The organism is Bombella mellum, assembly GCF_014048465.1.
Taxonomy (GTDB): Bacteria; Pseudomonadota; Alphaproteobacteria; order Acetobacterales; family Acetobacteraceae; genus Bombella; species Bombella mellum.
The window spans coordinates 579,435-604,919 of the sequence record NZ_PDLY01000001.1 but is presented as its reverse complement, the minus strand read 5'-3'; the positions used below and the strand labels follow the sequence as shown (position 1 = coordinate 604,919).

27 protein-coding genes and 1 tRNA gene are annotated in these 25,485 nt (G+C 60.4%); 12 read left to right on the top strand and 16 right to left on the bottom strand.

Going from position 1 to position 25,485, the window contains the following annotated elements; all coding sequences use genetic code 11:
• The first annotated feature begins 115 nt into the window (after nt 1-115).
• The 4 genes from CPA56_RS02665 to CPA56_RS02650 are packed head-to-tail and all read left to right on the top strand — an operon-like array spanning nt 116 to nt 1,618.
• Nucleotides 116-376, top strand: a complete 261-nt coding sequence (locus tag CPA56_RS02665; RefSeq protein ID WP_182040464.1) for a hypothetical protein — start codon at nt 116-118, stop codon at nt 374-376.
• Nucleotides 373-1,128, top strand: a complete 756-nt coding sequence (locus tag CPA56_RS02660) for a BRO-N domain-containing protein (RefSeq protein ID WP_182040463.1) — start codon at nt 373-375, stop codon at nt 1,126-1,128. The genes CPA56_RS02665 and CPA56_RS02660 overlap by 4 nt, the downstream gene beginning before the upstream one ends.
• Nucleotides 1,125-1,361 carry a hypothetical protein gene (locus tag CPA56_RS02655; protein ID WP_182040462.1) on the top strand — a complete coding sequence of 79 codons (237 nt, stop codon included), beginning with the start codon at nt 1,125-1,127 and terminating at the stop codon, nt 1,359-1,361. The genes CPA56_RS02660 and CPA56_RS02655 overlap by 4 nt, the downstream gene beginning before the upstream one ends.
• Complete coding sequence (locus CPA56_RS02650) at nt 1,361-1,618, top strand: hypothetical protein (RefSeq protein WP_182040461.1); 258 nt, start codon at nt 1,361-1,363, stop codon at nt 1,616-1,618. The genes CPA56_RS02655 and CPA56_RS02650 overlap by 1 nt, the downstream gene beginning before the upstream one ends.
• A gap of 128 nt (nt 1,619-1,746) precedes the next feature.
• Here the strand turns inward: CPA56_RS02650 and CPA56_RS02645 are convergent.
• The 3 genes from CPA56_RS02645 to CPA56_RS02635 all read right to left on the bottom strand — a co-directional run bounded on the left by CPA56_RS02645 (nt 1,747) and on the right by CPA56_RS02635 (nt 4,754).
• Nucleotides 1,747-1,821, bottom strand: a tRNA-Val gene (locus CPA56_RS02645).
• 88 nt (nt 1,822-1,909) lie between these two features.
• Nucleotides 1,910-3,799, bottom strand: a complete 1,890-nt coding sequence (locus tag CPA56_RS02640; protein WP_182040460.1) for a hypothetical protein — start codon at nt 3,797-3,799, stop codon at nt 1,910-1,912.
• A 4-nt stretch (nt 3,800-3,803) separates the two neighbouring features.
• Complete coding sequence (locus CPA56_RS02635; protein ID WP_182040459.1) at nt 3,804-4,754, bottom strand: mitochondrial fission ELM1 family protein; 951 nt, start codon at nt 4,752-4,754, stop codon at nt 3,804-3,806.
• A 68-nt stretch (nt 4,755-4,822) separates the two neighbouring features.
• Between CPA56_RS02635 and CPA56_RS02630 the strand changes: the two genes are divergently transcribed.
• Nucleotides 4,823-5,980: a DEAD/DEAH box helicase gene (locus CPA56_RS02630; protein WP_182040458.1), complete on the top strand. Its 1,158-nt coding sequence runs from the start codon at nt 4,823-4,825 to the stop codon at nt 5,978-5,980.
• A gap of 59 nt (nt 5,981-6,039) precedes the next feature.
• On the opposite strand, the gene glyA is transcribed toward CPA56_RS02630, so the two are convergent.
• Entirely contained in the window at nt 6,040-7,335 is a 1,296-nt protein-coding gene (gene glyA, locus CPA56_RS02625) for a serine hydroxymethyltransferase (RefSeq protein ID WP_182040599.1), read from the bottom strand.
• A gap of 107 nt (nt 7,336-7,442) precedes the next feature.
• Here glyA and CPA56_RS02620 point away from each other — a divergent pair, with 107 nt between their 5' ends.
• From CPA56_RS02620 to CPA56_RS02600, 5 genes are all read left to right on the top strand, one after another.
• The gene (locus tag CPA56_RS02620; RefSeq protein WP_182040457.1) at nt 7,443-8,891 is read left to right on the top strand and encodes an APC family permease; all 1,449 of its coding nucleotides are present in this window, start codon (nt 7,443-7,445) and stop codon (nt 8,889-8,891) included.
• Nucleotides 8,892-9,008: 117 nt separating this feature from the next.
• Nucleotides 9,009-10,481: an APC family permease gene (locus tag CPA56_RS02615; RefSeq protein WP_182040456.1), complete on the top strand. Its 1,473-nt coding sequence runs from the start codon at nt 9,009-9,011 to the stop codon at nt 10,479-10,481.
• 20 nt (nt 10,482-10,501) lie between these two features.
• Nucleotides 10,502-11,947, top strand: coding sequence for an amino acid permease (locus CPA56_RS02610; protein ID WP_182040455.1), 1,446 nt, complete (start codon nt 10,502-10,504; stop codon nt 11,945-11,947).
• A 79-nt stretch (nt 11,948-12,026) separates the two neighbouring features.
• Nucleotides 12,027-13,019, top strand: a complete 993-nt coding sequence (gene hemB / locus CPA56_RS02605) for a porphobilinogen synthase (protein ID WP_182040454.1) — start codon at nt 12,027-12,029, stop codon at nt 13,017-13,019.
• Between the two features lie 67 nt (nt 13,020-13,086).
• Nucleotides 13,087-13,413, top strand: a complete 327-nt coding sequence (locus CPA56_RS02600) for a YraN family protein (RefSeq protein WP_229707289.1) — start codon at nt 13,087-13,089, stop codon at nt 13,411-13,413.
• Between the two features lie 70 nt (nt 13,414-13,483).
• Here CPA56_RS02600 and CPA56_RS02595 read toward each other — a convergent pair whose 3' ends face one another.
• The 9 genes from CPA56_RS02595 to purB form a co-directional block, all read right to left on the bottom strand.
• Nucleotides 13,484-13,807 carry a hypothetical protein gene (locus CPA56_RS02595; protein WP_182040452.1) on the bottom strand — a complete coding sequence of 108 codons (324 nt, stop codon included), beginning with the start codon at nt 13,805-13,807 and terminating at the stop codon, nt 13,484-13,486.
• Between the two features lie 164 nt (nt 13,808-13,971).
• On the bottom strand, nt 13,972-14,307 hold the full coding sequence (gene grxD / locus CPA56_RS02590) for a Grx4 family monothiol glutaredoxin (RefSeq protein ID WP_182040451.1): 336 nt from the start codon (nt 14,305-14,307) through the stop codon (nt 13,972-13,974).
• Nucleotides 14,308-14,325: 18 nt separating this feature from the next.
• Nucleotides 14,326-14,553: a BolA/IbaG family iron-sulfur metabolism protein gene (locus tag CPA56_RS02585; RefSeq protein ID WP_182040598.1), complete on the bottom strand. Its 228-nt coding sequence runs from the start codon at nt 14,551-14,553 to the stop codon at nt 14,326-14,328.
• 30 nt (nt 14,554-14,583) lie between these two features.
• Nucleotides 14,584-16,824, bottom strand: coding sequence for a phosphoribosylformylglycinamidine synthase subunit PurL (gene purL / locus CPA56_RS02580; protein ID WP_182040450.1), 2,241 nt, complete (start codon nt 16,822-16,824; stop codon nt 14,584-14,586).
• Nucleotides 16,824-17,522: a phosphoribosylformylglycinamidine synthase subunit PurQ gene (purQ, locus tag CPA56_RS02575; RefSeq protein ID WP_182040449.1), complete on the bottom strand. Its 699-nt coding sequence runs from the start codon at nt 17,520-17,522 to the stop codon at nt 16,824-16,826. The genes purL and purQ overlap by 1 nt, the downstream gene beginning before the upstream one ends.
• Entirely contained in the window at nt 17,523-18,281 is a 759-nt protein-coding gene (locus CPA56_RS02570; RefSeq protein WP_182040448.1) for a Rap1a/Tai family immunity protein, read from the bottom strand.
• Nucleotides 18,278-18,520 carry a phosphoribosylformylglycinamidine synthase subunit PurS gene (purS, locus tag CPA56_RS02565; protein WP_182040447.1) on the bottom strand — a complete coding sequence of 81 codons (243 nt, stop codon included), beginning with the start codon at nt 18,518-18,520 and terminating at the stop codon, nt 18,278-18,280. Before purS ends, CPA56_RS02570 begins: the two co-directional genes overlap by 4 nt.
• The gene (gene purC / locus CPA56_RS02560; protein ID WP_182040446.1) at nt 18,517-19,281 is read right to left on the bottom strand and encodes a phosphoribosylaminoimidazolesuccinocarboxamide synthase; all 765 of its coding nucleotides are present in this window, start codon (nt 19,279-19,281) and stop codon (nt 18,517-18,519) included. Before purC ends, purS begins: the two co-directional genes overlap by 4 nt.
• Nucleotides 19,282-19,392: 111 nt before the next feature.
• Entirely contained in the window at nt 19,393-20,724 is a 1,332-nt protein-coding gene (purB, locus tag CPA56_RS02555; protein WP_182040445.1) for an adenylosuccinate lyase, read from the bottom strand.
• A 225-nt stretch (nt 20,725-20,949) separates the two neighbouring features.
• Here purB and CPA56_RS02550 point away from each other — a divergent pair, with 225 nt between their 5' ends.
• On the top strand, nt 20,950-21,588 hold the full coding sequence (locus CPA56_RS02550; RefSeq protein WP_182040444.1) for a TerC family protein: 639 nt from the start codon (nt 20,950-20,952) through the stop codon (nt 21,586-21,588).
• Entirely contained in the window at nt 21,560-23,530 is a 1,971-nt protein-coding gene (locus CPA56_RS02545; protein ID WP_182040443.1) for a lytic transglycosylase domain-containing protein, read from the top strand. Before CPA56_RS02550 ends, CPA56_RS02545 begins: the two co-directional genes overlap by 29 nt.
• Before the next feature lie 77 nt (nt 23,531-23,607).
• Here the strand turns inward: CPA56_RS02545 and CPA56_RS02540 are convergent, their stop codons facing one another.
• The 3 genes from CPA56_RS02540 to lipA all read right to left on the bottom strand — a co-directional run bounded on the left by CPA56_RS02540 (nt 23,608) and on the right by lipA (nt 25,482).
• The gene (locus tag CPA56_RS02540) at nt 23,608-23,895 is read right to left on the bottom strand and encodes a hypothetical protein (protein ID WP_182040442.1); all 288 of its coding nucleotides are present in this window, start codon (nt 23,893-23,895) and stop codon (nt 23,608-23,610) included.
• 163 nt (nt 23,896-24,058) lie between these two features.
• Complete coding sequence (locus CPA56_RS02535; protein ID WP_182040441.1) at nt 24,059-24,502, bottom strand: type II toxin-antitoxin system RatA family toxin; 444 nt, start codon at nt 24,500-24,502, stop codon at nt 24,059-24,061.
• Nucleotides 24,502-25,482: a lipoyl synthase gene (gene lipA / locus CPA56_RS02530; RefSeq protein WP_182040440.1), complete on the bottom strand. Its 981-nt coding sequence runs from the start codon at nt 25,480-25,482 to the stop codon at nt 24,502-24,504. Before lipA ends, CPA56_RS02535 begins: the two co-directional genes overlap by 1 nt.
• Nucleotides 25,483-25,485 lie beyond the last annotated feature (3 nt).

The following is a 25,485-nucleotide window of genomic DNA, read 5'->3' as shown; positions in this document are numbered from 1 at the left end:
TAGGTATAACCTCTATTGACGTATCCATAATTAGGTTATACATAAAAAACGAGCCGAGAGGAAGAGGCAACTTCCATCCCGGCCCTAACCAAATATCGAAAGAAGGATTTTCGACATGGCTGAAACCAAATCTAACGCCTTTACGGCCACCACACCAGAGGCCCGCCTTGAGCGGCTGATCTCCACATGCCGCCTGATGCAGCAGAACCTCAACCATCTGATCGGCACTCTTGCTGTCGTGGATGACGCCATTCCTGACCGAGAAAATAGAGGCATCGCCCTATCCGGGCTGATAAACATGATGATCGCCCACCAGAACAACGAATATGCGGACTTCGTATCCGAGATCGCACTGGCAGCGGGAGAAGCAGCATGAGCAACATCATTCCCTTCTCTTTTGAGGGGCACGAAGTTCGGGTCATCGAGCAGAATAATGAACCGTGGTGGATGCTGGCGGATGTTTGCGCTGTTCTGGATATCTCTCATACCCCAACAGCTGCAAAACGGCTCGATGATGATGAAAAATCCACTGTGGTTATTAACAACAGTGGAAACCTGAACGCTGACAGGACCATCATCAATGAGTCCGGCCTGTGGTCCCTCGTCCTCACAAGCCGAAAACCGGAAGCTAAGCGGTTCAAGAAATGGCTGACCTCCGAGGTCATCCCCACCATCCGCAAGACGGGCGGGTATGCCATTGCCGGGACCTCCCTCTCTGCCGATACCCGCAAGGTCTTGGGCGGGATGATAAAGAGCATCTCCCGTGCCCAGATGCGTGAAGAGCTGGCCGAGATGGAAAGTCGGATCACCAATCTGGTCGTAACGCATCAAGCTGGCACGGCAGCTGTAACGGATAAAACAGCCAAGGAATGGTGCGAGGAATACGGTTTGACCCAGAAAGGCCGCAACGGACCACGCCGAAAAATCGGCAATGCATTATCTGCCCTTGCCAAGCAGCAGGGTATTATCTGCCATCGCTGCGCTCGCACGGGCACATGGCTTTACCCTGCCGAACTGGCCCGCCCCTATATGAACGGCATTGGGCGGCATATCATCAAATTGCACAATGATGCAGTGCTAAATGGTCAGCCGGACCTTGGCCTTGAGAATAAAAGGCAACGGGCATGATGTATCTCTACGCCGGGCTGGGGGTGGCGGCAATCGCCGCCCTCACCCTGTTTGGCTGGGTTCTGTACCGGGCGGGGCGCAACGCCGCCCGTGTACAGTCTGAACGGCAGAACCTGAGCCAGGCGGATGCCCAGAACGCCACCATGGCCCGCATGAACGAGGCCGCAGCCAGTGCGCCACAGACGGATGATGAGCTGCTGGCAAAGCTGAGGGACGGAAAGGAGGGCCAGTAATGAGCCAAGAAAATCCGCTCTGGATGTACGTCTCCTGTGCTCTGGTGCTTGCCTGTGGCCTCGCCCTGCTGGGAGGGTGCAGCGATGTCCGCATCCGTCAGCAGTGCCTGAACCTGCGGACGCCCACAGTTGAGCAGCAGCAGGGAGCCTATGCCGAGCTTATCGCCCATCCTGAACTGAAAAACCTCCGTATTCAGGTGGCTGATCTGGACTATGCCCTGCGGGAAAATGCGGCCTGCTGGGGGAATAAGCCCTGAAAACGCTGTGTCAGTTTTGTGCCAATTCTCATGACGACTCGCACGTTTTTACGGTCATTCATGGACGATGGCGAACGACGCAGCAGCCGCCACTAACGGTCAAAAACGGCAGTTTTCTAGGAAAATCATGGTGGATGCGACAGGGATTGAACCTGTGACCCCTGCCGTGTGAAGGCAGTGCTCTACCGCTGAGCTACGCATCCATCTCTCTGGTGAGCGTCTTATACCGCCGCTCACGTTCCATGGCAAGAGAGATAAGGGCCGACCATACAGATTATTTTAATCCTATCCTCAGAAACCAAACATGTGATCCAGAGAAAAGCTGCCCACTCCATTCTCCAGCCCATGATATCCGAACAGGCGGCAGGTCAGGTCCCGTATGAGAACATACCCCCCCTCTCCAGCCCGCTGAAGCAGCTCCGCATCGAAAAGCTCATGAGGCTTCAGAAGCCAGGAGCCGGAAGGCTGGATACTGATGGTTTCCTGCGCCAGTTCAGTTCCATTGGCCGCATGGAGATGTAGACAGGTCCGGGAAGGCTGACGCCCGTCCCGCAGGGAGGTAGGGTAGATCAGATGGCAGAAGCTCCTCAGAGTCACGCCATCAAGCTGCTGCCCCAGCTTCAGGAACAGCCGGGTGGTCAGGCCCGGCGGTGGGCCTGCATAGGACTGCGGCTCATTCCGCCACGTCATCATGGTGTTGAAAATATGCCCGCCAAAACTCGTCTCGGCAGCATGGTCTGTCCCGACATGACGGTAACGCATCAGCGCATGAGGCCAGCCATCCCCCTCACCCCCATTCCGGAAATCATAGACAAGCTCCGCATGGCCTGGCTGGTCCATCAGTTCATGCAGGGCCACGGCTCCCTGATGATTACGGGGCAGATCACCCAGAAAATGGCTCCCACAGCTCTGACCGGCTTCATCAAACAGGTCCAGCCTCATCGGCAGGCTTTTCAGGGATTCCGACATGGGTGTCGGCTGGACAAAGCTCGTATGGACGGCCGGGTCCAGCACCGGGAAAGGCAGGACGAAACCACGCCCAAGCAACGGGGACATGGTGCGGATCGCCGGGTCCGGCAGCAGATCGGCCCGCTCAACGTTCATGTGAGCAATACGGGTCCGGCCCCTCTGCACGACCTCATAACGGGGCCGTACCAGATGACGCCCGGACCGCAGTTCCAGCTGGGCCGGCCATTTCAGGTCAGGGAACAACGCACCAACATCAACGGCAACCGTCTCATAAGGGCCGATGACCTGCTCCACGGCCCGGTGGTCTTCCTCACCCATCGGGTTCAGCGTGATCGCCCCTGATGGAATGGCCGTGCCATGACTGTTCTGTACCCAGAGACGGACCGTCTCATCCGCATCAGGTGCGGGCAATGTGGCAAACCTCATGGACGGCCATGCATTGGCATCATGCGTGACCGACAGGCTGGGGTCGCCATTGCGGCCAAAACTGTCCAGCGCATATTTCACGACATCATGGCCTTTGGCTCCGATGACATGGATGAAGAGCTGTCCCACGAAATCCGGCAGGCCGAACTGCTCCTTCACCGTGCGGCTGTCGATCACCACTCCCGCATCGGCGTCCTCCACCTCCTGGAACCATTCGGCCAGAACATGACCGGTTCCATCAAAAAGCCTCAGCCAGTAGCGCAGTTCCGCCGCACCGTAATTCGACCAGTAATTCGCCGTAACCAGCCTTGTGCTGAACTGTTCCGTTTCCCGAAAAAAGGCAAAATTGGTGGCAAAATTGCACCTATCCAGATAGGACCTCCGATAGGGCAGAAAGTCATCTGGCAGCCTCGCCTCTCCCAGGGTGTGGAGAGGCTTCCCTCCCAGGAACCCTTCAAGGCGGGAGCGCATCCTGTCATGATCGAAGGACAGGGCCAGCACGGCTTCCGCTTCGGTCTCCGCCAGATGGACGACGGCCTGTTTCTGCCCGCCCAGCCCATCAGGCTGCCCGACCTGCTCGCTGTCATGTGTCAGTATGACGGATGGCCGTATGGCCGGATACAGGCCACGAACTGTCGGCAGATACCCCTCCGGGTCATAAACGGCGAGACTCCTGCCGTTGAGCGTCTGTTCCAGCTGCTTCATCGCATCAACGGCCAGAGGATGGGACAGGGCCTTGTAAAGGACATTCCCGCCCTGCGGACCAAATGTCTTTATATCCAGCATGGGCTTATCCTTCCTGACTGACCTGAATGCGATGATGTATTTCATCCGCTGCCCGGGAAGTATCGTCAAGTCTTTCACAGGACACAAATGACGTCTTCCTTAAAGAAGACTGAACACGCCCCTCTTTTTCAAGTATGCTCACGAAATGTTCCAGCCGGGAGGACCGGCCCGCCAGAGGCAGGATGCAGACGGGCCTGTCCGTCGCCACCGCCTCGGAGATCATGGAAACACTGTCCTGCGTAACCGCCAGAATATCAGAACAGGCCAGAACCCCCATATAGGGATTGTCTCCCCCATCCCCCTCCATCACGACAGCCCCCAGAGGCACCAGACGCTCCTGCAGCACCGCCAGAGCCTGCCGTGACGTCCTTCTGGAAGGCGTCAGCACGCAGCGGGCCCCGGTCATCCTCATGAAGCCGACCAGCTCCTCCGACAGGGTCGCAGCCTCGGCCTCCTCCAGCCGATACCGCCCGTTGGCCCCACCCAGAAGCACCCCCAGAACCTTTTCCGCTCCCGCCCGGATGCGCTCCTTCCACAGGTTGGCGGCCTGCTCCAGGCGGGCCGGTGTGACATCATGCATGGCCGTCCTGACAGACAGCACGTTCGGCCCCACGAGGCGGTCATGTTTGCTGGCGACGACAAGGGCAAAAGGCGACAGCCGTGCCCGGGGATGCTGTATCTGCACCACCGGCAGGCCGTACCGTTTTCCAAGGGCCGCCCCAGCCACGCCACCCTTTCCACCCACACTGATGATGAGACGGGTTGCGGAAGAAAGGCTGAATGGGGCAAAAAGACCCGGAGAATGCGGCCAGAAACGGACGGACAGACGTGAGACGAGTTTTGCCCTGTTGACGATGACGGGATGAAACTCCCATGAAAAGCCCGCCCGCTCTGCCAGCCCCCGCCCCTGGGACCTCATTCCGGCAAAATCTTCGGCTATGATGGCTGCATGCATTCCTAACCTCCTCCGGGTATGGTCCCGTCCATCACGTCAACATCCTTCTTCTGGCAGGCACGACATTCATGACACAAACAGATTTTTCAGACCTCGGCCTCTCAGACCAGCTGGCACAGGCCGCCCGGAAAGCAGGCATGACCAGACCGACACCCATACAGCAGCAGGGCATTCCTCCCCTGCTGGCAGGGCGTGACGTTCTCCTGCCCGGCCAGACCGGCACGGGCAAGACGGCCGCCTTCGTCCTGCCCGCCCTCCAGAAGCTGGCCCACCTCAAGCAGGATGAATCCGCCGGGTCCATTCCACGGGTCCTGATACTGGAACCGACCCGTGACCTCGCCATGCAGACGGCCGGGGTCTGCCGCCAGCTGGGCCGCCAGCTTCCTCTCCGCACACGGGTCATCTGCGGCGGCGTGCCCCGTGACCAGCAGGCACGCTCACTGGAACAGGGAGCCGACATCATCGTCGCCACGCATGGCCGTCTTCTGGACTTCGTGGAGAAAGGCGAACTGTCGCTGGAACACATCATCTATCTGGTGCTGGATGAGGCCGACCGTCTTCTGGATGAAGAATTCTCCGCCAGCATGACGGCTCTCGTGCCCTACATCGCCGACCGGCCCCAGACCATCTTCTGTTCCGCCACGCTGCCGGAACCTGTCATGGCACTGGCCAAACAGGTCACGAAAGACCCCGTGCGGGTGGAACCCGGCGAGGAAGAGGTCACGCCACGGCGCATCCGCCAGCAGGCCCTGTTCATCACCGAGGCGCAGAAAGACTCCCTGCTCCTGACACTTCTGGAACGTTCAGGGGCACAGGGCAAAGACGGAACAGGCCGGAGCATCATCTTCACGAAGACGAAGCAGAAGGCCGATTCCGTCGCAAAACTCCTGAGAAAAACCGGATACAGGGCCATCGCCCTGCATGGCGGGCAGACACAGGGAGACCGGAAGAAGACTCTGGACCGCTATCAGAGCCAGACCGGGTCCATCCTCGTGACGACGGACATTGCCGCCCGTGGGCTTGACATTGACAACATCCAGCTCGTCGTGAACATGGACCTGCCCCAGACGCCGGAACTCTACATTCACCGCATCGGCCGGACAGCCCGTGCGGGAAAACAGGGGCGGGCCGTCACGTTCGCCACGCTGGAGGAACGGACCCGCCTGCGGGATATTGAGAAGCACATCCAGTACCGCATCCGCATCATCACGACGGACACTCTTTAAGGACGGCCTTCCTGCCGGGAACCGGGTTTCACCCCAGCCCCCGGCAGAGCTGCACATGATCAGGCAGACGCACGATCATAGATCGGGAAGCGGGAGCACAGGTCCCTGACTTCCTTGCGGACACGCTCGAACGTGGCGTCATCATTCTCGTCGGCACTCAGCACCGCATCAATCATGCGGGCTACCTGACGGAACTCTTCTTCTCCGAAGCCACGGGCCGTGGCGGCCGGGCTGCCCAGACGCACGCCAGAGGTGACGAACGGCTTTTCCGGGTCGAACGGAACGGCGTTCTTGTTGGCGGTGATGCCTGCACGCTCCATCAGGGCCTCGGCCTTCTTGCCGGTCACCTTCTTGGGGCGCAGGTCCACCAGCACGAGATGAGTGTCCGTACCACCCGTCACGATGTCGAACCCACATTTCAGCAGCTCGTCAGCCAGCGCACGGGCATTCGCCTGCACACGCTGCTGATACTCCTTGAACTCACCCTGCAGCGCCTCACCAAAGGCGACGGCCTTGCCAGCAATGACGTGCATCAGCGGGCCACCCTGGAGACCGGGGAACACGGCGGAATTGATCTTCTTGGCGATCTCCGCATCATTGGTCATGATGATGCCGCCACGGGGGCCACGCAGCGTCTTGTGCGTCGTGGAGGTCGTGATGTCAGCGTGGGGAACCGGGCTGGGATAGAGGCCAGCCGCCACAAGCCCGGCGAAATGGGCCATGTCCACCATCAGATAGGCACCGACCTCATCAGCAATCTTGCGGAAACGGGGGAAGTCGATCACGCGGGGATAGGCCGAGCTGCCCGCCACGATGATGCTGGGCTTGTGCTCACGGGCCAGACGCTCCATCTCCTCATAGTCGAGCAGACCGTCCTCGCCACGCACGCCGTACTGGACGGCCTTGAACCATTTGCCGGAATAGTTCGGGGCAGCACCGTGGGTCAGGTGCCCACCAGCGGCAAGGCTCATGCCTAGGATGGTGTCACCCGGCTTGGCCAGTGCCATGAAGGCCGCCTGGTTGGCATTGGCACCGGAATGCGGCTGGACATTGACGAATTCGGCACCGAAAAGTTTCTTCAGACGGTCAATGGCAAGGTTCTCGACCTTGTCCACATCAACGCAGCCGCCATAATAGCGGCGGCCCGGCAGACCCTCGGCGTATTTGTTGGTCAGGACGGACCCCTGGGCCTCCATTACGGCGAAGGACGCCATGTTCTCAGAAGCGATCAGCTCGATGCCATCCTGCTGACGTTCAAGCTCGGCATTCAGGATTGCACTGACTTCATGGTCCCTCTCCCTGAGGGGGGCATGAAAGAAGGAATGCAGACCGGCCTGATTGGTGCTTTTGGACATTGTCATCCATCTCCCGCAAAAAAACTCTTTTCTTTCTATAGGCGCGAGAGCTAAGCGCGTCTATCGTTGCGGATTAATTACGTTTAAAAAATGCGAGAGACCCACCAATGACCTTGCCCTTCTGGCAGACAAAACAAGTCCCCCCTCCAGAAAGTCAGAACAGTGGACTGAAGAGGGTGTTCGGCCCCTGGCGTCTCATCGCCATGGGTGTTGGTGTCACCGTTGGCACGGGTCTCTTTTCCCTCACGGGCGTCGCCGCCGGACAGAATGCCGGCCCGGCGGTCATCATCTCCTTCCTCATCGCCGCCATCGCCGCCAGCTTCGCCGGACTCTGCTATGCCGAGCTGGCCGGGATGCTGCCCTCCGGCGGGTCCGCCTATGCCTATGCCTATGCGGGACTGGGCGAGATCGTCGCCTGGATCATCGGCTGGGACCTGATCCTAGAATATACGGTCGGGGCGGCGGCCGTGGCCTCCAGTGCCTCGGGTTACATCGCCTCCCTGCTGAAGGGATGGAACATCATCATTGACCCGAGACTGCTTGCACCGCCAATGACGGATGTCGTCATGCCGGACGGCCACACCGCCCATGCGTGGTGCAACGCACCGGGAATGCTGCTCCTCTTCATCATCACCCTGATGCTGATGCGGGGTACAAACTTCTCCGTCCGTCTCAACTCGCTGGTCGTACTGGTGAAGATCCTCGTCATCGTCGGCCTGATCATCGTCTGCCTGCCCTTCGTGGATGTCAGCCACTTCCATCCCTTCATGCCGGCCAACACGGGAACATTCGGGCAGTTCGGCATCAGCGGCATCATGCGGGCCGCCGGAATGGCCTTCTTCGCCTATGTAGGCATCGACATCGTCTCCACGGCCGCCCAGGACACGAGGAACCCCCAGCGCAACATGCCGATCGGCATTCTAGGCAGCCTTCTGACCTGCGCCGTCATCTATGTCGTCTTCTCCACCATCCTTCTTGGTGTGGTGGACTATCGTGCCCTCGCCCATGATCCCAGCCCCGTCGCCACGGCCATGGACAGGATACACATGCCCTGGATGGCCGTGCTGGTGAAAATCGGCATCACCTTCGGTTTCATTTCCGTGCTGTTCGGCCTGCTCATCGGGCAGAGCCGGATTGCCATGAACATGGCCGATGACGGCCTTCTGCCTCCCTTCCTTGCCAGACTGCACAGGGGCACCAGCACACCCTGGACGGCCCACATCATCACCGCGGCGACGGCCGCCGTCCTGACGGGCTGCGTCCCCATCGCCACGCTGGGAGAAATGACCTCCATCGGCACCCTGCTCGCCTTCGTCATCGTCTGTGCAGGCGTGACGGCCCTGCGCTTCCGGGCACCCGAGGCACCACGCAGCTTCCAGGTGCCGGGCGGGCCGTTCGCCGTGCCCCTGCTGGGGATCATTTCCTGCGGGATCGTCATGGGGTCCATGAGCCCGCTCACATGGATGCGCCTGATCGTCTGGCTGGCCGTCGGCTTCTGCGTCTATTTCGCTTATGGCATCAGAAAAAGCAGACTACGCAACAATTCCACAAAATAGGGTGGAAATTTATAATATTCTTCCATAGAAGAAAGATCACCCCGGCTGTGACTTCCCACAGGAGGACACCTCAGCCGGGACAGATCAGAAACGACCGGACATGAGACCTTCTTCCCCATGATGTCATCCCTGTGGCGCAAAAAGGCCATCACCTCTTCCACTCCTCCCTCCACCGGGCTGAAACGCATCTTCGGGACGTGGCAGCTCATTGCCATCGGGGTGGGCGTGACCATAGGGGCCGGTCTTTTTTCCCTCACGGGCGTAGCATCCGGCCTCTATGCCGGTCCGGCCATTCCGCTTGCCTTCCTCATCGCCGCGGTTGCCGCCAGTTTCGCCGGTCTCTGCTATGCCGAGCTGGCAGGCATGATCCCTTCCGGCGGTTCGGCCTATTCCTACGCCTATGCCGCCCTCGGGGAACTCGTGGCCTGGATCATCGGGTGGGACCTGATCCTTGAATATACCGTCAGCACGGCGGCCGTCGCCTCCAGCTGGTCCGGCTACATGACCTCCTTCCTCCGGGACTGGGGCATCGTCATAGACCCCCGGCTCCTGCACCCGCCCATGACGCTGGTGGAACTGCCGGATGGCCACATGGCCCATGCGTGGTTCAATGCCCCGTGCCTGTTCATCCTCTGGCTGGTCACCATCATGCTGACACGGGGCATGAAGGAATCAGGCCGGATGAACAGCCTCATCGTGGGCATCAAGGTCTGCGTGCTGGTCGGGATGATCGTGGCCTGCATCCCCCATGTCCAGCTGGCGCATTTCCATCCCTTCATTCCACCCAACGGAGGCCATTACGGGGAGTTCGGCTTCAGCGGTGTCATGCGGGCCGCCGGGATGGCCTTCCTGGCCTATATCGGGTTCGACATCGTCTCCACGGCGGCTCAGGACACGAAGAACCCCCAGCGTTCCATGCCGTTCGCCATTCTGGGCAGCCAGATCATCTGCGCTATCGTCTACGTGATTTTCTCGGCCGTTCTGGTGGGTGTGGTGGACTATCATCACTTCGCCAACGATCCCAGCCCGGTCGCCACCGTCATGGATGTCGTCAACCTCCCGTGGCTCAGCCTGCTCATAAAGGGAGGCATCTGCCTCGGCTATGTCTCGGTCATCTACGGGCTGCTGATGGGCCAGAGCCGCATCCTGATGAGCATGTCGCAGGACGGGCTGCTACCCGCCTTCTTCCGCCGGATGAACAGCCGGAGCCACACGCCCGTACCCAGCCACATGCTGAGTTTCCTCGTGAGTGGCCTGCTGGCCTGCTGTCTGCCTATCAACATTCTGGCCAACATGGCCTCCATCGGGACCCTGACGGCTTTCGCCATCGTCTGTGCCGGCGTCATCGCCCTGCGCTTCACGGCCCCGGATGCACCCCGCACCTTCCGCCTGCCCGGCGGCCCGCTGCTCATCCCCTCGCTGGGCATCATCTCCTGCGGTAGCGTCATGCTCTCCATGAGCCTGATCACATGGATGCGCCTAATTGTCTGGTTGGCCATTGGTGCCGTCATCTATTTCGCCTATAGCATACGGCACAGTCAGCTCAGGACGGACAGCCGGCCCGCATCCTGTCATTCTGAACGACCCTGAAACATCTTGGAGCAAGTTGCATGAGACGGCCTTTCTGGCGTACCAAACCGATATCCCAGACGGCAGCCCCCGAGACGGGACTGCAGCGTGTCCTGGGACCATGGCAGCTGGTTGCCCTGGGTGTTGGTGTCACCGTTGGAGCAGGCCTGTTCTCCATGACCGGCGTGGCCGCCGGGCAGTATGCCGGTCCCGCCGTGACGCTCTCCTTCATGATCGCCGCCATCGCCTGCGCCTTTGCAGGCCTCTGCTATGCGGAGCTGGCCGGCATGATCCCTGAATCCGGCTCGGCCTACACCTATGCCTATACCTCCATGGGGGAAGGCATCGCCTGGATCATCGGCTGGGACCTGATACTGGAATATACGGTCAACGCCTCCACGGTGGCCTCCAGCTGGTCAGGCTATTTCTCCACGCTGCTGCATGAAATCGGCATCTCGCTGGACCCCCGCCTGCTCGCTCCCACAGGTGCCTCCATCATGACGGCGGACGGGCAGTTCGTGCGGGCATGGTTCAATGCTCCGGCGGTCTTCATCATCTTCGCCGTCACCGGCCTGCTGATGTACGGGACCAGAAGCTCCAGCAGGGTCAACATGGCCATCGTCTTCCTCAAGCTGCTGATCATCGGGAGCGTGACGGCCATCTGCCTGCCACACATCAAGGCTGCCAATCTTCACCCTTTCATTCCTGCCAATACGGGGCAGTTCGGGTCATTCGGGCCCAGCGGCGTGATGCGGGCTGCCGGTCTCATCTTCTTTGCCTATATCGGCTTTGACATCGTCTCCACCGCTGCGCAGGACAGTCACAACCCCCAGCGCAACATTCCGCTGAGCGTGCTGGGCAGCCTGGTCCTCGCCGCCATCATCTATGCCATCTTCTCCTTCGTGATAGTCGGGGTCGTCAATTACCGGGCGATGCTGCATGACCCCAACCCCGTGGCCACCGTCCTGCACAGCCTGCATGTTCCCTGGTTCTCCGCCCTTGTCACGTTTGGCATTGCCTTGGGCTACATTTCCGTCATCTACGGACTGCTGATGGGCCAGAGCCGCATCTGCCTTTCCATGGCCAAGGACGGCCTGCTCCCGTCCCTCTTCGAGAAACTGAACGAACGCAGCCGCACGCCGTGGTCCTCCCACGTCATCACGGCCGTGGTGGCGAGCCTTCTGGCCGCCTGTCTGCCCATCGACATTCTCGGCAAGATGACCTCCATCGGAACGCTGCTCGCCTTCATCATCGTCTGTTTCGGTGTGATGGTCCTGCGCCTGCGCCAGCCCGAGGCCGTGCGCCGCTTCCGGACACCGGGTGGCCCGTTCATCGTCCCCATCCTTGGCATTCTCTCCTGCGGGGCCGTCATGCTCTCCATGGACATCATGACATGGATAAGGCTGGCCCTGTGGCTGATCGTCGGCATGGGCATCTATGCCTGCTATGGCCTGCACCGCAGCCGCCTGAAACACACCCATCACTGAACCACCTGAAACCACCCCACCACCGGGGTGGTTTTTTTGTCTGGTCAGATGACCGCCCAGAAGGCATCATGCCGACATCATGATGACTTCATTTCCCCATACCCGCCTGCGCCGCAACCGCCATGACGACGCCACCCGTCGGCTTGTCAGCGAAAACCACCTGCATGTCGACAACCTGATCTGGCCCATTTTCGTCTGTGAGGGCGAAGGGCAACGCCAGAAAGTGGACGCCATGCCGGGCGTGGAGCGTGTCAGCCTCGACCTTCTGGCCGAGCATGTCCGCCCGGCCGTGGAGCTTGGCATCCCCGCCGTTGCCCTCTTCCCCGTCACGCCGATGGAGATACGGGACGAGGCGGGCACGGAAGCCCTGAACCCCGACAACCTCATGTGCCGTGCCTCCCGTCTGCTGAAGGCCACCTACCCGGAGCTTGCCCTGGTCGGTGACGTGGCTCTGGACCCCTACACATCCCACGGTCATGACGGGCTGGTCCGTGACGGCCACATCCTGAATGATGAATCGGTTGACGTCCTCCGCAGGCAGGCTCTCAACCAGGCCCGGGCCGGCATCGACATCATCGCCCCCTCCGACATGATGGACGGGCGCATAAAAGCCATCCGGACCACGCTGGACGAGAATGGCCATCAGACGACACGCATCATGGCCTATGCCGCCAAATATGCCTCCGCCTTTTACGGGCCGTTCCGTAATGCCCTCGGGTCCGACGCCCTGCTTGGCGGAGACAAGAAGAGCTATCAGATGGATCCGGCCAACAGTGACGAAGCCCTGCGTGAAGTCGCCATGGACCTTGCAGAAGGAGCCGACATGATCATGGTCAAACCTGGGATGCCCTATCTGGACATCATCCGCCGGGTCCGTGACAGCTTTGCCGCTCCCACTTTCGCCTATCAGGTCTCCGGTGAATATTCGATGATCATGGCCGCCATCGAAAATGGCTGGCTGGACCGTGACAGGACCATCCTGGAAAGTCTCATGGCCTTCCGCCGTGCCGGGTGTCACGGCATCCTGACCTACTTTGCCGTCGAAGCCGCCCGCCTCCTGCGTGCCCGGTAAGACGCCACCAGCCCCTGCCCCGTCTCCTTCCCGTCGGAAACGGGGCAGTCTGGCCCATGAAGCAGGATTGCAGGCAGAAACCCTGGCGGCAGACTTCCTCATCCAGCAGGGCTATACCCTTCTGGCCCGACGTTTCAGAACACCGCATGGCGAGATTGACCTTCTGATGGACAATGGAGACTGTCTCCTTGCCGTGGAAGTCAAGCAGCGCAGCACACTGGCCGACGCCCGATATGCCCTGTCACACAGGCAGGGAGAACGTCTTCTCCGGGCCTTCAGTTTCATCATCGAAACAAGGCCGGACTGGCAACGCCCCGACAACAGGCTGGATGTCTTCGTCATCGACAGGGCAGGCAGCATCGAGCAGATCGAAAACGCCCTCCAGCTATGGTGAGAACGATCAAAAAGAAACCCCGTGAAGCCCGAGGCCCACGGGGTTTCTTTTCCATCAAGGCTGGCCGAGATCAGCCACGATGATGGTGAGTGTTCCGACGGTGCCTGCTGACGACATGACCACGGAAGGCCACGGTCCGCACGGCAACACCATGCTGGAAACGGCCCACATGATGCGTCGCAGCCAGACGGACCGGCGCAGCGTGTCTACGGGCCAGCGAATGACGGACAGGCGCATGGTAGAATGCGGACGGCGGTGCAATCAGTGCACTGAATGTCAGTTTGCTCGCTTCATGCTCGGTAAGAACACGATCCGCATGAGCTGCGGGAGCAGATGCCAGCCCTGCAAACCCCAGAAGCCCGAAAAGAACCCCTCCCTTAAGGGATTTCACCATGTCACTATCCTCTCAACTTTGTCATCCTGCTCCACGGAATACAGGGACGTTACTTGTACACAAGAAATGATGGGCAGTTTAACCACGCCACGACAAAGAAAGCAATGCGCAGAAAAACCGTCACGGCATTTATCTGACAGGTTTTCGCCCCTGTTCCGGCAGGATCAGCCTGCGTGCTTCAGCAGGCCCTTTTCTGCCAGCAGGCTTTCCAGCTCGCCGCTCTGATACATGTCCGTGACGATGTCACAGCCACCGATGAACTCGCCCTTCACATAGAGCTGGGGAATTGTCGGCCACTGGGAAAAGTCCTTGATGCCCTGCCGCATCTCCGCACTGTCCAGCACGTTCTCTGTCTCAAACTCCACCCCAAGATGGCTGAGAATCTGCACGACACGGGCGGAAAAACCGCACTGCGGAAACTGCTTGTCACCCTTCATGAAGAGCATGATGGGGTTCCTGTCCACGAGGGACTGGATGGTCTGGAAAACAGCATCATTCATCTGAGCATGTCCTTTCAATCAGTCAGGGATACGTGTCTTCACGGCGAGAGCATGAAGCTCTGTCCCGACACGGTCCCCGAAGGCTTCATAAACCAGCTTGTGCTGTCTTACCCGTGGCATGCCACGGAATTTCTCACTGACGACCTCACAGGCGAAGTGGTCACCATCGCCCGCAAGGTCCTCAACCACAATCTCGGCATCGGGAAAGGCTCCCCGAAGGGTCCTTTCGATCTCTTCCGCTGTCATCATGGCTGAAAACTCCTCATTCCCGTTCCCTCAGGACAGTTCATCCAGATGCACGACCGGAGCATCGTCCTCCTTCCCCATGAAGCGGGGGAAAAAAGAGGCATGCTGACTGCGCAGCTGCTGAACCGGCACGGCCATGACATCACCGAGCTTCAGCACCTCGCCACCGGCCTGCCCCAGACGGCGTACCGGTACACCGGCAGCCTTTGCGGCGTCCAGCACGGCATCAGCCTGGCGGGTTGCCAGCACATACCGGGCCTGGTCTTCCGCAAACCAGTAGATGTGCTCCGGCAGATCATCCGGCGCAATATCCAGCGTACAGCCCGTGTTGCCTGCCATGGCCATCTCGGCCAGAGCGACGATGAGACCCCCGTCAGACACGTCATGACAGGCCTGGATGGCCCCCTTCTGTATCTGCTCACGCACGAAGTCGCCATTCCGACGCTCCGCCGCAAAATCGACGGCCGGAGGAGCACCTTCCTCACGCCCGAGGATTTCCTTCAGCCACATGGACTGGCCCAGCTCACCCCAGGTCTCACCAACCAGAAGCAGCTCGCCATCCTGCGGCATGGCCAGGCCGACAGCTTTCTGCACGTCATCCAGCACACCCACGCCACCAATCACGGGAGCCGGCTGGATGGCCGTCACCGAACCATCATCACCACGGGTCTCATTGTACAGGGAGACGTTGCCACTGACGACCGGAAAGTCCAGAGCACGTCCGGCATCACCGATGCCTTTCACGGCTTCGACGAACTGCGTCATGATGCGCGGATTTTCCGGGCTGGCGAAATTGAGGTTGTCCGTCATGGCCAACGGTCTGGCACCGGTCGCCGTCAGATTGCGCCACACCTCCAGCACAGCCTGTGCCCCACCAACATAAGGATCGGCCTGTCCGTAGCGGGGGGTGCAGTCGGTCGTCATGGCAAGGCCACGATCGGTCCCCTCCACCCGCACGATGGCGGCATCAGCCCCACCGGGCCGCTGTACGGTCTGACCACCCACGCCACTGTCATACTGGTTCCATATCCACGCCCGGGATGCCCCGTTGGCACTGGACAGAAGCTGGAGCAGCCCCTTCTCGATGCCGCACGGATCAGCAGGCGGGACCAAGGCGGGCGGACGCTCATACTCCATGGTCGGACGGTCATAGACCGGAGCCTCGTCGGCCAGAGGTCCAAGCGGAATGTCCGCCTCGACCTTCCCGTTATGACGCACCGTGATCCGCCCGCTGTCAGTCAGCCGACCGACGATGGCGAAATCCAGTTCCCACTTCTCGAAAATCCTGCGTGCCTCTTCCGTCCGGTCCGGACGCAGCACCATGAGCATGCGTTCCTGACTTTCCGAGAGCATCATCTCGTAAGCCTGCATGTTGGCTTCACGCTGCGGAACGTGGTCAAGGTCCAGATCGATCCCGACACCGCCCTTGCTGGCCATTTCCACGGCGGATGATGTCAGGCCGGCGGCCCCCATGTCCTGAATGGAAATCACCGCATCGGTGGCCATCAGCTCAAGGCAGGCCTCCAGAAGCAGCTTCTCGGTGAAGGGATCTCCAACCTGCACCGTGGGCCGCTTGGAGCTGGACTCGGAGTCAAACTCGGCGGACGACATGGTGGCACCATGAATGCCATCCCGGCCGGTCTTGGAACCGACATAGACGACAGGGTTACCGACACCGGCTGCTGCGGAGAGGAAAATACGGTCCTGCCGGGCCAGCCCGACCGTCATCGCATTGACCAGCGGATTACAGTTGTAGGAGGAGTGGAAGTTCACCTCACCACCGACAGTCGGCACGCCCATGCAGTTGCCATATCCACCAATCCCACGGACAACACCATCCACGACACGTTTCGTGTCCTTATGGGACGGATCACCGAAACGCAGAGCATTCAGGTTGGCGATAGGACGGGCACCCATGGTGAACACGTCACGCAGGATGCCGCCAACACCCGTCGCCGCCCCCTGATAGGGTTCGATGAAAGACGGATGGTTGTGGCTCTCCATCTTAAAGACGGCCGCCAGCCCGTCCCCGATGTCGATCACGCCAGCATTCTCACCCGGACCATGAATGACCCATGGTGCCTTGATCGGCAGTGTCTTGAGATGAAGACGGGACGACTTGTAGGAACAGTGCTCCGACCACATGACGGAGAAAATGCCAAGCTCCGTCAGGCTCGGCGTCCGCCCCATGATGCACAGCACGGTCTCGTATTCGTCATCTTTCAGGCCGAAAGAGCGTGCAAGCTCGATATCAACAGGTGCTGCTGTCATCAGCCCAGTGCCTCCATGATCCCGGTGAAGAGCGGCAGCCCGTCCGTACCGCCCAGAATCTCTTCCGTCAGATTCTCGGGGTGCGGCATGAGGCCGCAGACACGACGGTTCTCGCTCAGGACGCCAGCAATGGAACGGGCACTGCCATTCATGTTCACATGCTCGTCGCCATCCTTCACGTGGCCCTCTGCCGTGCAGTAGCGGAAGGCCACCCGGCCCTCACCTTCCAGACGGTCCAGAACGTCGGGCGCAGCCGTGTAGTTGCCATCACCATGCGCCATCGGCGCACGGAAGACATCTCCATGATTCCAGCCTGACGTGAAGATGCTGTCCCGGCCTTCCACCTTCAGGTGGCAGTCCTGAGAGAGGAAGCGCATCCCTGCGTTACGCAGGAGCGCACCCGGCAGCATCTGGGCTTCCGTCAGAATCTGGAAACCGTTGCAGACGCCGAGGACATAGCCCCCTTTCTCCGCAAACCGGCGCACGGCCTTCATGATGGGAGAATGGGCCGCCATGGCCCCGCTGCGGAGATAGTCACCGAAGCTGAAACCACCCGGCAGAACGACCAGGTCAAGCCCGTCGACATTATCCTGCTGATGCCAGAGCATCTGAGGTGTCTTGCCGGATACCACCCGGAAGGCCTGAGCCATGTCGCGCTCCCGATTGGTGCCCGGGAAAACGACGATACCTGTTTTCATTTACTGTCCTCTGCCCCCTGACTGTACCGAGGCAATGGGGCGTATCGTGGAAGAGCACGGATAATTGTCATGCAGGGCACGATAGATGCCACGTCCGGCAGGTTCGTTCAGGGCATCCTCATGACCGGCATACCAGCCCACGACAAGAGCACGGAGCTGCGCACCACGGATCTCCTTCGGCACGCAGAACGCCACCGGCGTGTGCACGCCCTCGACCGTGGAATAGTTGCGGGACCAGACCTCACTGTCCATCGTGCCAGCCAGATAGCCGTCACAGGCCAGCAGACCACTCTCATGCGTGCACATGGAGACAAGACCACGCCCCGGCAGGGATGAAATGTTCTGCGCCTCGGCACGCTGCTCGACATACATGCCGGCCATGCCCGTGGGGCAGGTATAGTTGTCATGCAGGGCCTGGTAGACGGCACGGCCAGCAGGCTGGCTGGCCGCATTCTCGTGACCGGCCAGCCAGCCGACGACGAGGGAGCGTACCTGTATGCCCTTGATCCCGGAAGGCAGGCAGAAAGCCGTTGCCGGGCGGGCACCCATCAGCGTGCCGAAGCTCTGGGACCATGCGGCCCCGTCCACCACGCCAGCCAGGTAGGACCCGCAGGCCTCACGCTTGGACTCTTTCCGGCAGAGATCACCCAGCTCCACGCCGGACAGAGAAGAAATACGCTGCGCATGGGCTGCCGTACCCAGGAACATGCACGCCACGCCCAGCAGCAAAACCAGCCCTGTCTGTCGAATAGGCTTCATACGACCACCTCCACATGAAAGTCTTCAATCACTTCGTTGGCCAGAAGGGCACGTGCCATCTCCTCGCCCTTCTTTCTGGCTGCCTCGGCATTCTCAGCCTTCACATGCAGATCCACCACACGGCTGATCCGCACGCCGGAAGCTCCCTCGAAACCGAGAGAATGCAGCGCATGCTCCACCGCCTTGCCCTGCGGGTCCAGGACACCATCCTTCAGAGAGACAAAAACCCTGACCTTCATTGTACACCTTCTGCAGATACGTTCTCACCCTGTCCGTTCTCCGGGAGGATGCCAAGGCGGCGTGCGACCTCCTGATAGGCCTCGCCCACGCCACCCATGTCCCGGCGGAACCGGTCCTTGTCCATTTTTTCCTGTGTCCGGCTGTCCCACAGGCGGCAGTTGTCCGGCGAGATCTCATCCGCCAGCACGATCCGCATCTCATCCCCCTGCCAGAGGCGGCCGAACTCCAGCTTGAAGTCGACCAGCGTGATGCCGACACCGGTGAACAGCCCGCACAGGAAATCATTCACCCGCAGGGCCAGGCTCTGGATTTCCTCCAGTTCCTGCGGATGCGCCCAGCCGAACGTGGCGATATGCTCCTCGGAGATCAGCGGATCATTCAGCGCATCATTCTTGTAGTAATATTCCACAAGGGTGCGGGACAGACGCTCGCCTTCCGGCAGACCGAAACGCTTGGACAGGGACCCCGCCACCACATTGCGGACCACGACCTCCAGCGGGATGATCTCCACCTCACGCACCAGCTGCTCACGCATGTTCAGGCTGCGGATGAAGTGCGTGGGGATGCCCAGCTCCCCCAGACGCTGCATCAGATATTCGCTGATACGGTTGTTGAGGACGCCCTTGCCCGTGATGACGCCACTCTTGGCCCCATTGCCGGCTGTCGCATCATCCTTGAAATACTGGACCACCGTCCCCGGCTCCGGTCCCTCAAAGATGATCTTGGCTTTTCCCTCATAAATCTGACGACGGCGAGCCATTCATTCAATCCTTAACTCGATACACCTATCAGGCATTCTTAACAGCTTAACACAGCCGGATGCCCTTATACGAGCCTGAGATCAGGCCGGGACGCAGCCCGGCCATGATCCTCAGCCAAAAACACGGGCAAAAATCTGATCCACGGCACGCAGATGACGGGCCGGGTCCAGCGCATCGTCAAGCACGGCCTTCTCGACACGCCCGGCAACCTCGGGATCAGCCTCCAGATTCTCACGGAAGGTCCGCCCTTCGGGCGTGCCCAGCTTCGTCCACGTCGCCATGGCGGCACGCTGGACGATGCGGTAGGCGTCCTCACGGGAGATGCCGGCCCGGGCCAGCACCAGCAGCACCTCGCCGGAATGGACCACACCGCCCAGGCTCTCCACGTTGGCGATCATCTGGTCGGGATAGACCACCAGCTTCTCCATCATGCCGGACAGGCGGGCCAGGGCGAAGTCCAGCGTGATCGTCCCATCCGGGCAGATGTTCCGCTCGACGGAAGAATGGCTGATGTCACGCTCATGCCACAGGGCCACGTTCTCCAGGGCCGGAGTGACATAGGAGCGGATGAGCCGGGCCAGACCCGTCAGGTTCTCGGAGAGGACCGGGTTCCGCTTGTGCGGCATGGCCGAGCTGCCCTTCTGGCCGGCATGGAAGAACTCCTCCGCCTCGCGCACCTCGGACCGCTGGAGATGCCGTACTTCCGTCGCCAGACGCTCGATCCCGCTGGCGATCACGCCCAGGGCGCAGAAGAAGGCCGCATGGCGGTCACGGGGGATCACCTGCGTGGAAACGGATTCCGCCTTCAGTCCCAGATGGCTGGCCACATATTCCTCCACCTCGGGAGAAATGTGGGCATAGGTCCCCACCGCACCGGAAATGGCACAGACGGCGATTTCCTCACGGGCCACCTCAAGGCGGCGACGGTTGCGGGCGAATTCCGCATAATGTCCGGCCAGCTTCTGGCCAAAGCTCATGGGTTCCGCATGGATGCCGTGGCTCCGCCCGATGGTGACGGTATGTTTGTGCTCATGGGCCCGCTTCTTCAGGGCGGTCAGCAGGATGTCCATGTCCTCAAGGAGAATGTCGGTCGCCTGTGTCAGCTGCACGGCAAGGCAGGTATCCAGCACATCGGAGGACGTCATGCCCATATGGACGAAACGGCTCTCCGGCCCCACCTTCTCCGCAAGCCATGTCAGGAAGGCAATGACGTCATGGCGTGTTTCCGCCTCGATCTCGTCGATCCTCGCCACATCCGCATCAGAGAACGCCGCCATGGCCGCATCGCCCTTTGTCCGGATGACCTCCGCCGCCTCTGCCGGAATCTCGCCCCTGCGGGCAAGGGCTTCACAGGCCAGGGCCTCAATCTCGAACCAGATACGGTAACGGTTGACAGGGGACCAGATGGCCGTCATCCGGGGGCGCGCGTAGCGGGGAACCATGACGTAACTCCTGCAGGAAAAGCAATCCAGCCCTGATTAGCCCAAATGATACCCTTTTGCCCAGAGGTGTTAAGGAGAATGAACCAGCTTTTGCAAGAGCATAAACCGGACAGTCTTTTCAAAAAGCTTTCCGTGAGACGATCGTTTCTCCACATTTGAAACCTTTTCTGTCTATATGCTCCGGTGCAACGGTAGAGACCAGACACTGCAATCCATAGTACGGCCATGTCTTTTTCCCACTTCATCCTGATGGTCTTTCTGACCATCCTCCTGAACCTGGCCCTCAGCGGCTACAATGTGGTCATCCTCAAGAAGATCATAGACAGCATAAGGCCAACCAGACTGGATGAGGACTTCCATTCCCCCCTCGCCAAGGTGGAACTGCGGAGGTACCGGCGGCAGGCCCTGATGTTCGGCACAGCCCTGGCCGCCTTCCTGCGGATCGGGCTGACACTCATCCTCAGCGACCTGCTCATCTTCTCCTATACGAAGATCGTGGCGGGTGTCCTTCTTCTCTGGACGAGCTGGTCCCTCTTCCGCGCCCTCACCTCTCCCGACCCGGACGAAGAAAGCAGCCATTCCACGAGTCTGGCCGAGGCCATACCAAAAATCATCATCGCCGATCTGGCACTGGGGCTGGACAACATACTCGCCATCGCCTGCCTCTCCATCTACCATCATGTCATCCTCATCATCGGGCTGGTCATGTCCATCCTGATCATCACCCTTGGCGTCATGCACACGCCGACCCTGCTGCTGCGCATGCGCTGGCTGGGCTGGTTCGGGTTCGTCATCATGATAGGCCTCAGCATCCACCTCTTCTTTCTGGGCTATCATGAGATACTCTTCCCTCACGCCTCCTGACTTCCCGAAAAAACCCCGCCTCCTGAGGGGCGGCCTGCTGCTGGCCCTCGCCCTGCTGCAGCCCGTCTCCATGGCCCGGGGGGATGCCGACCGGTCGCTGGAAGAGGAGCTGGGCCTGACCACTCCCGTTTCCTCCGCATCCTCCGCCTCCCGCCTGGATGAATGGAAGGCCCTGACCGCTCCGGACGGAGGGAGCTACCCTGCGCAACGCTATGCCGCCTTCCTCCGTCAACGGCCTGCCTGGCCGCTGGAGAAAAGGATCAGCAGCCGTTATGAACGGGCCCTGCTGGCCACGCCCGATCCCCAGACACGCCGTTCGCTCTGTCCGGCCTTTCCCATAACACGCAGCGATCTGCTGTCCGCCTGCGTCCCCTTCCTCTCCGATCCGGCCTCCCAGGCACGAAGGCTCTGGCGGGACACGGACATGACCGCCAGCGAAAGCCGCTCGTTCCTCTCACGGTTCGCCACCTCACTGACACCGGATGACGAGCTGAAACGCTATGAAAGGCTGGAACGCACCGGCCCGCTTTCTCTCGCCCGGCAGCAGCTCCAGCGGGTACCGTCTTCCCTGCGCCCCCTTCTGGCCGCACGGCTGGCCAACCGTTTCGCCACCGCCGAGGCGGATGCGGCCTTCCAGACCGTCCCTGCGACGAGTGATGACTTCCTCCTCTATTACCGGCTGCGCTATCTGCGTCTCCATGACAGGCTGGATGAGGCAGTCCAGCTCTGGCCGCAGTCCTCCAGCCGAAAAGCCGCCTCATCCCTGACGGCACCGACCATCCTGCAATGGCAGGATGAGCGGACATCTCTCGTCCGTGCGCTGCTCCGTACCGGCAGGAATGACGCCCCGCAGACCGGCTCTGCCCTTCTGGAAACCATTCCGGCATCGGAGCAGACCCCCGACAGCCACCTCATGGCTGGCTATGTCGCACTCTCGTTCCTGCATGACCCCGGCAGGGCCATCCCGCATTTCCGGGCACTGGCTGCGATGACAGACCTGAACCAGCGTGCCACCGGCCTTTACTGGATGGGCCGGGCAATGGAAGACGGACATCCCGACCAGGCCGCTCCTTTCTACAGAAAGGCCGCCGCCCTCCCGACGACCTTCCATGGGCAGCTGGCTCTGGCCCGCCTGAATCACAGCCCCTTCCTTTCCACGGCTCTGAGGGATGCCCGGTTCCGGTCGGCCCTCAGACAGCAGCTGGCGGCCCTGCCACCCATCCCCGCTGCCGGACAGGCTCGTCCACGCCCTGATCTGATGGATGCGGCCACACGGCTCCGCCAGTCGGGCGACATGATGAATGCAACGCTGTTCCTGACCTACCTTCAGGGCCGCACCCAGACTGACAGGACAGCACAGATTGCCGTCGCCCGGCTGGCCCTGTCACTCGATCTCCCTAAGGCTGCCATTCTTGCCGCCCGCCAGCTGGCCCGTCAGGGCCTCACCCTGTATCCGGATGGCTACCCACCTCCCGCCGTCGCCTTGCCTGCCTCCCTGCCTGATGGCCTCATGCCAGCCCTCATACGGCAGGAAAGCAGCATGGACAGTTTTGCCGTCAGCCCCCGTCACGCTCTGGGGCTGACCCAGCTCCTGCTGCCCACGGCCATACAGACGACACATCACCACAACCTGCCTTACAGCCTTACGTCCCCTTCCGACCTGCTGGACCCGACCGTCAACGTCACGATCGGCAGTCTCTTCATGGATGACCTTCTCGCCCGCTCCGGCAATGTCCTCCCCTATGCCTTGGCGGCATACAACGCAGGCCCGACACGCTCCAGACAGTGGCAGGACCAGATGGACAGCCCGGCCACCCCCACCCTTGATGATGAAGACACGCTTCTGCGCTGGATCATGCTCATCCCTTACAGGGAAACCCGGCTTTATATTGAACATATCGAGGCCGACATGTCCCTCTATGCGATTCGTTCCGGCCAGTGATGTCTCCCTGCACATGCAGGACATAAAAAAACGGCCCCATCGCTGGGGCCGTTTTCATACTGACAGAATGCTCTGGATCAGTTGGCCTGGGCCGGAGCAGCGTCCGTGGCGGCAGGCTGGGCCGGAGCTGTCGGCGGGACAACCGGCTGGGACTTCTGCAGGGAAGAAGCGTTCAGGTCCTCAGTAGCCTGCGGAGCCTTGCCGTCGTCCTTCTTCTGGCCAGCGTGCTTCATGCCGCACTTCTTGCCGTGGTGGTGATGGCCACGGTGATGGCCTGCACCCGTGTGGGCATCAGCAGCGAAAGCCGGAGCAGCAGCGGCGGTCAGGCCGATCAGAGCGAGAGCAGAAAGAGACAGTTTCTTCATAAAATCCTCCTCAATCATCCTTCCATGTGATGACGGAAGGCATTCTAGGACGATTATTTCTTCAAGACAATCACGCATATCTAAAAGAAATATTACATATAAAACAGCTTTCTACCCTTATCGTCTTTGCTGCAATGAAATAGTTTATTTACAATGTATGCTTTCAGTTTTCCTTTGGCGGGCCATACACCTTGCCAGCCCGGGTGATGAAAGCCTTCACCATCAGTCTCACGCCTTCATTGAAGACCATCCCGATGGCATTCCGCAGCAGGCGGGAGCGGAACTCGAAATCCACAAAAAAATCGACACGGCACTGCTGCCCTTCCGGCGTGAAGGTCCAGACATTCTTCAGGTGCTTGAAAGGGCCACGCTCATAGCCCACGACGATGCGATGGGGCCGCTCCAGCCGCACGCGGCTCGTATAGCTCTCCCGGAACGGCCCGAAGCCGATCGTCAGATCCGCCAGCAGTTCATTTTCCGTACGGGCCCGGATGACGGAACGCACACACCAAGGCAGGAACTCGGGATATTTGCCAACATCCGCCACCAGATCAAAAAGCTGTTCGGCGGAGTAAGGAATCATTCTCTGCTCGGCATGTGTCGGCATCAGTCCTGACCTCTTTTCAAACGACGTGCCCGGGCCTCACGCAGCTCGGCGAAGTCCCGGTCCGCATGGTAGGATGACCGGGTCAACGGTGATGAACTGACCTGAAGGAACCCCTTCGCACGGGCCATGGCCCCATAATCGTCAAACTCGTCCGGTGTGACGAAAGATTTTACCGCAGCATGTTTAACCGTTGGCTGCAGGTACTGACCCAGAGTCAGAAAATCGACATCCGCAATCCGGAAATCATCCATCACCTGCGCCACCTCCATCTTCTCCTCCCCCAGCCCCAGCATCATGCCGGATTTCGTGAAGATGGACGGATCAAGCTTCTTGGCCTCATCCAGAAGACGGACGGACTGATAGTAACGGGCACCCGGACGGATCCCCGGATAGAGCCGGGGTACCGTCTCGATGTTGTGGTTGAACACGTCCGGCCTGGCCTCCACGACCACCTCCAGCGCACCCGGCTTCCGCAGGAAGTCGGGCGTCAGGATTTCTATGGTCGTTCCGGGCGACGCAGCCCTGATGGCAGCGATCACGTCGGCAAAATGCTGCGCCCCGCCATCAGGCAGGTCATCACGGTCCACCGACGTGATGACCACATGCTTCAGCCCCAGTTTGGCCACGGCCTCCGCCACATGGGCAGGCTCATCAGGGTCCAGCCGGTTGGGAAGGCCCGTCGTGACATTGCAGAAGGCACAGGCCCTCGTGCAGATCTCACCCATGATCATCATGGTCGCATGACGCTGGGACCAGCACTCCCCGATGTTCGGGCAGGCTGCTTCCTCGCAGACGGTCGCCAGGCCATGCCTGCGCATCAGTTCTCGTGTCTCATCATAGACGGGATTGCTCCCCGGAGCCTTCACCCTGATCCATGAAGGTTTCTTCTGGATGGGGTTGTCCGGCCGGTGAGCCTTCTCAGGATGCCGTATGGCCGCCATACGCTCCCGCTGATGATTGATGACGATACGCTGGACCATGAA